At 53.3% G+C, this 10,856-nt stretch carries 10 protein-coding genes; 9 read left to right on the top strand and 1 reads right to left on the bottom strand.

The window, feature by feature from the left end:
* The 9 genes from smc to tyrS form a co-directional block, all read left to right on the top strand.
* Window positions 1–3,540 (top strand): chromosome segregation protein SMC (gene smc, locus AC6F7T_RS01760; protein WP_500716253.1); only part of this gene is annotated, 3,540 nt, incomplete at its 5' end.
* A gap of 21 nt (window positions 3,541–3,561) precedes the next feature.
* A complete protein-coding gene (locus tag AC6F7T_RS01755) occupies window positions 3,562–3,924 on the top strand; it encodes a roadblock/LC7 domain-containing protein (RefSeq protein WP_500716252.1) in 363 nt (120 codons plus the stop codon).
* Between the two features lie 62 nt (window positions 3,925–3,986).
* Window positions 3,987–5,261, top strand: a complete 1,275-nt coding sequence (gene ftsY, locus AC6F7T_RS01750) for a signal recognition particle-docking protein FtsY (RefSeq protein ID WP_500716251.1) — start codon at window positions 3,987–3,989, stop codon at window positions 5,259–5,261.
* A gap of 40 nt (window positions 5,262–5,301) precedes the next feature.
* Window positions 5,302–5,487: a hypothetical protein gene (locus AC6F7T_RS01745; protein WP_500716250.1), complete on the top strand. Its 186-nt coding sequence runs from the start codon at window positions 5,302–5,304 to the stop codon at window positions 5,485–5,487.
* Window positions 5,484–5,777 carry a cell division protein ZapA gene (locus AC6F7T_RS01740; RefSeq protein WP_500716249.1) on the top strand — a complete coding sequence of 98 codons (294 nt, stop codon included), beginning with the start codon at window positions 5,484–5,486 and terminating at the stop codon, window positions 5,775–5,777. Before AC6F7T_RS01745 ends, AC6F7T_RS01740 begins: the two co-directional genes overlap by 4 nt.
* A 390-nt stretch (window positions 5,778–6,167) precedes the next feature.
* Complete coding sequence (locus AC6F7T_RS01735) at window positions 6,168–6,746, top strand: 5-formyltetrahydrofolate cyclo-ligase (protein ID WP_500716248.1); 579 nt, start codon at window positions 6,168–6,170, stop codon at window positions 6,744–6,746.
* Between the two features lie 22 nt (window positions 6,747–6,768).
* A complete protein-coding gene (gene rny, locus AC6F7T_RS01730; protein WP_500716247.1) occupies window positions 6,769–8,334 on the top strand; it encodes a ribonuclease Y in 1,566 nt (521 codons plus the stop codon).
* Window positions 8,335–8,421: 87 nt separating this feature from the next.
* Complete coding sequence (locus AC6F7T_RS01725; RefSeq protein ID WP_500716246.1) at window positions 8,422–9,201, top strand: TIGR00282 family metallophosphoesterase; 780 nt, start codon at window positions 8,422–8,424, stop codon at window positions 9,199–9,201.
* A gap of 72 nt (window positions 9,202–9,273) precedes the next feature.
* Entirely contained in the window at window positions 9,274–10,572 is a 1,299-nt protein-coding gene (gene tyrS, locus AC6F7T_RS01720; protein WP_500716245.1) for a tyrosine--tRNA ligase, read from the top strand.
* 66 nt (window positions 10,573–10,638) lie between these two features.
* Here the strand turns inward: tyrS and AC6F7T_RS01715 are convergent.
* Window positions 10,639–10,856 (bottom strand): hypothetical protein (locus AC6F7T_RS01715; protein ID WP_500716244.1); only part of this gene is annotated, 218 nt, incomplete at its 5' end.

Below are 10,856 nucleotides of genomic sequence, written 5' to 3'. Positions count from 1 at the left end.
ATCAAGCGTCTTGACATTTTCGGGTTCAAATCCTTCGTCGACAAGGTCTCTATCCAGTTTGAAACGGGGATCACCGGGATTGTCGGCCCTAATGGGTGCGGCAAGAGCAATATCCTGGATGCGATTCGGTGGGTGATGGGTGAGCAGAATGTCCGTCATCTGCGTGGACGCACGATGGAAGATGTTATATTTGGCGGCAGTGAAACCCGCAAGCCTACCGGTTTGGCAGAAGTTTCCATGATTTTCGATAACAGCGACGGCAATTGTCCGGCGGCCTATAAAGATTTCGCCGAAATCATGGTGACGCGTAAATTGTACCGCAGTGGCGACAGTGATTATCTGATCAACAAAACCCCCTGTCGTCTGCTGGATATCAATGAATTGTTCATGGACACCGGGGTCGGAGCGCGCGCCTATTCAATTATTGAGCAGGGCAAGGTCGGGGCACTGGTCAGCGCCAAAGCGGAGGAACGTCGCAGCCTGATTGAAGAGGCCGCCGGGGTTACCAAGTATAAGGCGCGCAAGAAAAGTGCCCTGCGTAAGATGGATGCCACGCGTCAGAATCTGATTCGTCTGGGGGATATTATTGCTGAAGTCAGGCGCCAGATCAGCAACCTTCAGCGTCAGGCGAACAAGGCGGAAAAGTTTCGCGAACTGCGCCGGGAAGCGCGGCAGATTGAGCTGAGTCTTAGTGGTAATCGCTTGCAGCGTCTTGATGAGGAAGTGGCCCTGCTTGAACAGCAGGAAAAACGTGAAGCTGATATCCTCGAACGGCTTGATGGGCAATTGGAACAGGGGGAACTGCACCTGGAAGAAAGACAGCTGCAGCTGACCGCAGCAGAAGGAGATTATCATCAGGCGCAGCAGCAGGATTATCAGGCGGGCGCCGACATTACGCGTTTGGAAAGCGAGTTGAATCTGATTCTGCGTCAGCAGGAGCAGTTGAGTGAACAAGAGCAACAGGCGCGCACCGAGCTGGATCAATGCACCATGCATCTTGCCGAGCTTGAGAGTGAAGACCTTGCGTTGCAGGCGCAGCTGCAGGAGTCAACGGACAGTCTGAGTGCTCTTGAAAATAAAACCCGCGCCGCCGAAAAGGAATTGAATCAGGTCCTGGAACGTGATCGGCAAGCCAATGAGCGCTATGAGCAATGTCGCCGCGCGCTGATGGAACAATTTGCCCAGGCCAGTCGTTTGCATAATCGCCGGGAAGAGATCGAGCGCCGTCTGACTGCGGAAAAACAGCGTCAGCAGCAGCTTCATAAGGAAACAGCACAGATTGATCAGCGTCTTGGCGAACTGGACGAGCAGGTGCAGCAGATAACCCGGCAATGCAATACTGTTACCAATAACGCCGAGGCATTGCATGAACAACAGCAGGGGCTGCAGGAAGAGCTGCAGCTGATAAAGAACAGTCTGCAACAGCAGCAGGCGGTGGTTGCCGGCTGCCGGCAGGAACTGGGGCAGTTACGCTCCCGGCATGAATCCCTGGATGAATTACAGCAGCGGCGAGAAGGCTGTGGCGAGGGGACCCGTGCATTATTAGCTGCAGCCGAGGGTCGCCGGATTGTTGCCGACCTGTTGCGTGTTGACGCTACCCATGAACTCGCAGTTGAAAGCGTGCTGGGCGAGCGCTTGCAGGCGATTCCGTTGAACAAGGCCGAAACACCGGCCCTAAGCCTTGAGCTGCTGCAGCAACAGCAGGTGCGCGGCGTCATGTTGCTGACCGGCACAGTGGTGGCCGCCAACGCTTGTCCGGCAGGCACGCCACTGGTTGATCTGGTCACTCCTGTTGCCGGCGCCGACCAGATGGTCGCGCAATTGTTTGCTGGTGTCTTTCTGGTTGAAGCGGTTGCCGAGCATCTTGATGAACCTCTTGCCGTTGGCGTTACGCTGGTCGATTGTGCCGGAACCTGTCTGGATTGGCGCGGCGTACTTAACGGCGGTTCCATGGCGGCATCGGCAACCGGACTGTTACGTCGGCAACGCCAGCTGGATGACCTGTCTGAGCGTATTGCGCAGCGCGCGCTGGAGCAGCACAAGCATGAGGGCGAACTGGAGGTGCAGCAGGATCGTCTGCACGCAACCGAGGAGGTGCTGGCACGCCTTCAGAGCGAAATTCATCGTCTTGAGCTGCAGTCGCTGGAATTGGGGAAGGATCAACAGGCCCTGGACAAAGAACAGGAAGCCCTGTTGCGGCGTCGGCAGCACCTTGCTTTTGATCTGGAGCAAATCGACGAAACGCATGCAGGTCTGCTGACAGAAATGCAGGAATGTCAGGTCGGACGTGATGCCGCTTTGGCGCAGCAGCAGCAACTTGAACAACAACAGCAACATGAGCAGCAAGAATTAGCCTTGCTACGCCAGGAAGTTGATCGTTGCCGTGAGACTATGACCAGCTGTCGGGTGGCTTTTGCCGCGTTGCAGCAGCAATACCAAGCAGCAGGCCAGACCCTTGAGCGGGTTGGCCGCCAGCAGCATGAGTTGCGCGAGCGGCGGCAAAGCCTTGATCAGCGCTTGTTGCAGCAGAATACTGTGCGTACCCGGTTGCAACAGAGACAGGCTGAGATTCGCGCTGAACTGGATCAGCTTCTGGATGACAGGCAAAGACAAGTGCTGCAGACTGCTCGCTTACAGGAAGTTTTTCAACAACTGCGCGAGGGACTTGAAGAGCATCGTGAACAACTGCGGCGCTTGCGTGCCGATGCCGAGGAAGCGCGTAAGAACGTCGCCCGTTTGCAGCTACGTCAGCGTGAACAGCAATTGGAGGCGGAACATCTTTATCAGGGGGTGCAAGAGCGCTACGCCGTCGATCTGCGCTTGCATCAGGTCCCCCAGGCCGCTGAAGAGGAGCTTGAACGTCAGCGCCGGCAACTGCAGCGACTCCAGCAGAAAATTGCCGATCTGGGGGAGGTCAACCTGATGGCGATTGAAGAATACGAGGAGCAGGAAAAACGTTACGAATTTCTGACCCGTCAGCGTGATGATTTGAGGCAGTCTCTTGATGATCTGGAAAAAGCCATCGGCCAGATTAATCGTACCACCCGGCGGCGCTTCAAAGAAACCTTTGATCAGGCCAATGAGATGTTTCGTCAGATCTTTCCCCGGCTGTTTCGGGGTGGTCAGGCCGAGTTGCGGCTGACAGATGAAAATGATCTGCTGGAAACCGGTATTGAGATTATTGTTCAGCCTCCGGGCAAGCGTCTGCAGAACGTCAATCTGTTGTCAGGTGGTGAAAAAGCGCTGACGGCTGTTGCACTGATTTTTTCATTGTTTTTGCTCAAGCCGACGCCTTTTTGCGTTCTCGATGAAGTTGACGCTCCCCTGGATGACGCCAACATCGACCGCTTTGCCGAAATGGTCCGCGAGATGACCGATCGCTCACAATTTATTCTCATTACCCACAGTAAACGTACCATGAGTGTGGTTGATACCCTCTATGGTGTTACCATGCAGGAACCCGGAGTCTCGCGACTGGTATCGGTGCGCATGAATGACTTTGTGCCGGCCGTGCGAGACCTGGATGTTGCCCACACCTGATCGATACAGGAGAAAACAGATATGCCGTTTAAAGCGGTTTTGAATCAGTTGTTGCAGGATGTTCCCGGTTCCCTGGGGGTGGTTATTGTCGATTGGGAAGGGGAGTCAGTCGATCAGGCAACCCGCATCGGGGAGTACGATATAAAAATCCTTGGCGCCCATCATGGTATTACTTTGGCCTTGTTGCGTGACGCTTTAACGCGCATGGGTTCCGATTACCCGGAAGAAGTGGTTATCCGCACACAGTTGGGAACGACGTTGATTCAACCGCTGACCGAAGATTATCTGCTGATTATGCAGTTGCAAAAAGGGGCGTTGATTGGGAAGGCGACTAAGGAATTGCGAATTTGTGCAGAACAATTATACGATGATATTGCTTTGTAGTTGATCATCACTAAGGCTGGAAAGCTACAACCATTTAATCTTGTTTAGGAATGTAACTGAATATGCGTTGGTACGATCTGGTTGACAGGGTCAGAAACCTGACCGTTGATGATGTTATCGAAAAATTTACCGGCTTTATTGAGCTGCTGGCTCAATGGTTGAGAACCCTTGGTGTGCCGGAGGCGCACTTGATGCCGGCGGCCTGGGGGGTGTTGTATCTGGTAGCGACGATCGTGGCACTGTTGGTCGTGCTGCTGCTACTGAAAATTGTCCGCCGCACGCCAAAGAAAAAGAAGTACCCCCCTCAACAAATTGAAGTGGAACCGGAAGTTGAGGTAGGGCCGGAAGTTGAGGCAGGGCTGGAAGTTGAGGCAGAGCCGGAAGTTGAGGCAGAGCCGGAAGTTGAGCCGACACCGCAACTGAGTCTGTTTGAGCGTCTCAAACTGGGGCTTGCCAAGACCCAGTCGTCATTGGTCGGGCAGGTCGACAGTTTATTGCGTGGGCGCACCGAAATTGACGAAGAGTTGCTTGAAGAGCTTGAAGAGGTCCTGATTACCTCTGATCTGGGCATGAAAACCACCCAGCAGCTGATTCAGGCCCTGGAAAAGCGTTTGGCTGCAGGCAAGTTAAAAGACCCGGACCAGGTTCGTGAACTCCTTAAGCAAGAGCTGAAAAAAATTCTTGCGGTTGAGGTACGCCCTACTGATTTTAGCAGTGCTTCCCCCTTTGTCATCATGGTTGTCGGGGTCAATGGTGTCGGCAAGACGACAACCATTGGTAAATTAGCCAATCAGCTATCCCTGGCCGGCCATAAAGTCGTGCTGGGGGCGGGCGACACCTTCCGTGCCGCTGCGGCCGAGCAGCTTGAGGTTTGGGGCAAGCGGGCCGGGGTTGAAGTGATTCGGCATGGTGAGGGAGCTGACCCGGGCGCGGTCGCTTTTGACGCAGCAAGAGCGGCAGTGGCGCGCAAGGCTGATATTTTGTTGCTGGATACGGCCGGTCGTCTGCATACTAAAATCAATCTGATGGAAGAATTAAAAAAGGTGCGTCGGGTGCTCGATCGGGAAATCCCCGGAGCTCCCCATGAGATTCTCCTGGTCCTCGACGCCACTACCGGTCAGAATGCCTTGATCCAGGCGCGCATGTTTCATGAAGCGGTCGGCCTCGGCGGGATTGCTCTGACCAAGTTGGACGGCACAGCAAAAGGGGGCATCGTTGTCGCCATAGCGGCTGAACTCAGTGTGCCTGTCCGTTATGTCGGCATCGGTGAAAAACTTGATGATTTGCGTCCCTTTGATGCCGAAATGTTTGTAAGTGCACTATTCGACCGGCCCTGATTGCCTTTGCTGTTGCGCCGGCCAACGTGGGGTGATTGAAATGCATAAGCTCGTTGATCTGGAAAAATCCATAGCCATCCTGCTCGAGCAGCATCGCGTCTTGAAACTTAGCCATCGGCAGCTAGAGCAGGAAAAGCAGAGCTGGCACGAAGAAAAACAGCGCCTGGTGGAGCAGATTGATCTAATTCTTGAAGGTCTTGACGACATCGATGTGGAGGGGCTGTGAGCGCGGTAATTCAAATCAGGATTCAGGGGCGTATCTACACCCTGCGAAGTCAACAGTCGGAAGATCAGATCCAGAAGGTCGTTTCCTTTGTCGAAAAAAATTTGGCTGAGACGGCTGCCGGGAAATCTGTAGATACCGTCGACCTGATGATTCTGACCCTCTTAAATCTTGCCGGCGAATACCTGCTGCTGCAGGAAAAAAAAGCGCAGGATGATGGTGAGCTTGCCGAGCGCCTGGAACAACTAGGGCATCAATTGACGCTTGCAATAGGTGATAATTTCGGTTGCTAATGCCAACCAATCCGTTGTAAAATCGCACATATTCTCGACTGTGGTCGGGTTGATTGATAGATTGTTGGGGCACTTGTAGTGACAGTAGTGTTAAGTACGGTGCGAGTGTCGGGTGAGAAGAAGTGATTGCAAGTCAAGCCATCTCGGTTTTATTGCTGATGCCGGGTGTGGGTTGTGTGGTTTATATGTCATTGGCGCGCAGTATTCTATTGCGGGTAGCTCTTGTCAGTTCAAGTTGTCTGCGGATCGACTTGCTTCCTGCAGATGGTTGAAAATAACCGTTCGAGCTATTGCCGGTAAGCTGCTCTACCCCTCTCTCTCTTCCTCTCGATTCTGACCCTCCTCAGGTCGAACCTTCTCGCCACTCCTGCATCAATATATGGATTTTCTATGGACAAAGCTGCGATCCGAGCGGCTATGCTCAAGCGTCGCAGTACCCTGTTGCCGGACCAGGCAGCACGGCTATCGCACTTTGCCCAGCAGCGATTTTTAGCAACAGAGATGTTTGCGGCAACTCGGAGTCTCGCACTCTATAGCTCTGTACGCAACGAGACTGCAACTGACAAAATCTTTACTATGGCATGCCGCCAGGGGAAACAGGTTTATTATCCCCGGGTCACAGGAGAACATTTACACTTTGTTCAGATCAACAGTCCGGGGCAACTGGTTTTGGGGTCTTTTGGTGTCCTTGAGCCTGCTGCCGATTTAAAAGTTAGCCGACAGGATCCGGAGTTGATTCTGGTTCCCGGGGTTGCTTTTGATTGCCGCGGTCACCGTCTTGGTTACGGCCGGGGCTTTTATGATCGCTATCTTGCTTGTTGCTCTGATCACGTTGTCTGTGTCGGCTTTGCTTATTCATTCCAGTTGTGCGATGCGTTACCTGTTGGCCCCCATGATCAGTCTCTGGATGCCCTGGTTACAGATACACAAATCATCACCTGGCGCAGTACGTTGCCAGGCTTAACATAGCCCTTCAAGGGGGAGGTTCTTTATGCAAACAGAAATAATCACGATTGTGTTGGTCCTGGTAGCTCTGGCTGCCGGGGTTTTTTTGGGCATGTTGCTGCGCCGCAAGCTCTCTGAATCGACGGTTAACGGTGCCAGGGTTGAGGCACAGAAAATTGTCAGCGATGCTGTCAAAGAAGCGGAAACAATCACCAAAGAAGCTATTATTCAGGCTAAGGATCTGGTGCTGCAGGCCAAGACTGATTGGGAAAAAGAGGCTCGCGAGTTGCGCAAGGAGATTCATGCCAACGAAAACCGGCTGCAGCAGAAGGAAGAAAACCTTGATCGCAAGTTTGATCAGATGGAAAAAAAGAGCGAAGAGTTGGTCGGCAAAGAGAAAGAGTTGCGCCAGTTGGAATCTGAGTTGCAGGCAAAAATGGGAGATACGGAAAAACTGCGGGAGCAGCAGCAGCGGCGGCTCGAGACTATCTCTGGTTTGACCCAGGATGAAGCCAGGCAGCAGTTGATCGATGGCATGTTGAGTGAGGCGCGCCATGATGCTGCCAAAAGTATCAAACGCATCGAAGATGAGGCCCTGGAAACGGCTGACAAGAAAGCCAAAAAAATCATGGCATTGGCGATCCAGCGTTATGCCGGTGATTTTGTTGCCGAGAAAACTGTCAGTGTCGTCCCTTTGCCGTCAGACGAGATGAAGGGGCGGATTATCGGACGTGAGGGACGCAATATCCGCGCGATAGAAGCCGCCACCGGTATCGATCTGATTATCGATGATACCCCTGAAGCGGTTGTGATTTCCGGCTTCAATCCGGTGCGGCGTGAGGTAGCCCGTATTGCCCTGGAGCGTTTGATCGCTGATGGTCGGATTCATCCGGCAAGAATTGAGGAGTTGGTCGAGAAGGCGCGCGAGGAAGTTGACGAGGAAATCCGTCAGGCCGGCGAACAGGCCACTTTTGATGTTGGTGTGCACGGGATTCACCCCGAAATTGTCAAACTGTTGGGAATGCTCAAGTACCGCACCTCTTACGGCCAGAATATTCTCGTTCATTCCATTGAAATGGCATTTCTCTGCGGCATGATGGCCGCTGAACTGGGTCTGAATGTCAAGGAAGCCAAGCGTGCCGCGCTACTGCATGATATTGGTAAAGCAGTCAGTCATGAGCTGGAAGGCTCCCATGCGGTTAACGGTGGTGAGTTGGCGCGCAAATATGGAGAGTCCCCGGCTATTGTCCATGCCATCATGGCTCACCACGAGGACGAAAAACCCGATTCGGTTCTAGCCATTCTGGTGCAGGCCGCTGACGCTCTTTCCGGTGCCCGCCCGGGGGCTCGCCGCGAGACGCTGGAAACCTACGTCAAGCGCTTGCGTGATCTGGAGCAGATTGGTACGTCCTTTTCTGGTGTAACGGGTTGTTTTGCCATTCAGGCTGGTCGTGAAATCCGCGTTATGGTGGCCAGCGATGAAGTGTCTGACGACTATTCTCACATTCTGGCCAAAGACATTGCGGCCAAGATTGAGCAGGAGATGACCTACCCGGGGCAGATTCGCGTCAACGTAATTCGTGAGACCCGGGCCGTTGAATACGCGAAGTAGTTTCTGTCTGGTAACGGTCCTTTTTTGCCGTGGCGCTGTATTCTGCCATCGGTCGTTTTGCTTGGGTTTGGATTCGGAGTTATTACATTGAAATTACTGTTTGTCGGTGACATTATCGGGCGCGCAGGAAGAAAGGCGCTGACTGACCACCTGAAGGGGTTGGTCAATCAGTATCAGATTGATCTGGTAATTGCCAATGGGGAGAATGCCGCCGCCGGCTACGGGCTGACCGGACCGATTCTCAAGGAACTTTTTGCCAGCGGGATTGATGTGGTTACCAGCGGCAACCATATCTGGGACAAGAAGGAGATCATCCCGATTCTTGATCGGGAACATCGCCTGTTGCGCCCCGCCAATTATCCGCCCGGCTTGCCGGGCAGGGGGGTCGGGGTGTATGAGACAGCCAGTGGCGTCAGGGTTGGTATCTGCAACCTGGAGGGGCGGGTTTTTATGAAAAACCTCGACTGTCCATTTCGCACCGCTGATCTGCTCATCGAGGAACTGCGCCAGGCCACCTCGATTATCCTCGTTGATTTTCACGCCGAAGCAACCAGCGAAAAACAGGCGCTGGGCTATTATCTCGATGGTCGGGTCAGCGCTGTTGTTGGTACCCACACCCATGTGCAGACCGCGGATGAGCGCATTTTTCCCGGCGGTACCGGCTATTTGACCGATGTTGGCATGTCAGGCAGCCGCGATGCTGTTATCGGCAACGAAAAAGATGCGGCGCTCGAGCGCTTTCTGTCGCAGATGCCGGTGCGCCTCGAGGTTGCTAAAAAAGATCCGCAGCTGTCAGCGGTTGTGCTGACGATCGACGAGGATAGCGGCCATTGTACCGGGATTGAGCGTATCCAGGCGCGATTCTGATCGGCCAGGCGATGTTTCCCCGCCGGCATTAGCCCGGAAGGTAAGTCTCTACACAGGGAAAGCAGGGTAGCCATGATCAAAAATTTTGTTGAAGAACTACAATGGCGCGGCATGATTCACGATATCACGCCCGGGACCGAAGAGCAGCTTCAGAAGGAGATGACCACAGCCTATGTCGGCATTGATCCGACCGCGGACTCTCTCCACATCGGCCATCTGGTCAGCGTCATGATGCTCAAGCATTTTCAACGTGCCGGCCACAAACCGATTGTTCTGGTTGGTGGGGCAACCGGTATGATCGGTGATCCGTCGATGAAATCAGCTGAACGCAATCTGCTTGATGAGCAGACCCTTGAGCACAATGTTGTTTGTCTTAAGGGACAACTCTCGAAGTTTCTGGATTTTGAGTCCGATCACCCCAATGCTGCCGAAATGGTCAATAATTATGATTGGATGAAGAATTTCGGTTTCCTTGAGTTTATCCGTGATATTGGCAAGCATATCACCGTCAATTACATGATGGCCAAGGACAGCGTCAAGAGGCGCTTGAGCGAGGATGCCAAAACCGGACTCTCTTTTACTGAATTCACCTATCAGCTGGTGCAAGCCACCGATTTTTTGCACCTGTATCGTGAAAAGAATTGTCGATTGCAGATGGGCGGCTCAGATCAGTGGGGGAACATTACCACCGGAACGGAGCTTATCCGTCGTAAAGCCGGCGGGGAGGCATTTGCCCTGACCTGCCCGTTGATTACCAAGGCGGACGGCGGTAAGTTCGGCAAAACCGAAAGTGGCAATGTCTGGCTCGATGCAAAATTGACCACGCCCTACACGTTCTGTCAGTTCTGGCTCAATGTTTCGGACGCAGATGCTGAAAAGTACATCAAGATCTTCACCCTTCTCAGCAAAGATGAAGTTGCCGAGCTGGTGAAAGAGCAGGTTGCTACCCCACATCTGCGACCACTGCAGAAGCGTCTGGCGCAAGAGGTGACCTGTATGGTCCATGGGGCTGAAGAATATGACAAGGCGCTGGAGGCTGCGCAGATTCTCTTTGGCCATGCCACGACGGACAGTCTGGCCAGGCTGGACAAGGAGACCTTTCTGTCGGTTTTTGAGGGCGTACCAACCTTCCCGGTGGAGCGCACCCTTCTCGACGCCGGAGTCCCGATTGTCGAGCTGCTGGCAACCCACACCTCGGCCTTTCCTTCCAAGGGTGACCTGCGTCGAACAATCCAGGGGAATGGACTCAGTCTGAATAAGGCCAAGCTGGCCGATCAGGACTACCTGGTGACGGCAGCTGATCTGGTCGGAGGTTCATACCTTCTCGTCCAGAAGGGGAAGAAAAATTACACAATCATTGAAGCTCTTTAGCGCCAGTGATTTTTCTGTTGGCGAAAAGGGCGCTAGATCAGCACCTTGCCGACGGCGAAATTTTTTTCAAAAAAAGGGTTGACGCTTAAGAAGCCTTTGGTTATAACTGCCCTCCGTTGCCCAGCAAAACCGGGCGGCGGCGATAAAAAAATAAACGATTTCAGCAAAATAAATATTGACAAGTTTGGGTGGTTTGGTTAGAGTCCTTGCTTGTCGCTTCGTTTCGGCGAGGCAATCACCAGGTCTTTGAAAACTAAATAGCAGATGTTTGACAGAGCTTGTAA

The organism is Pelovirga sp. (genome assembly GCF_059864205.1).
Note: the sequence above shows the minus strand (reverse complement) of the source record. Positions and strands in the feature narration are given on the sequence as shown.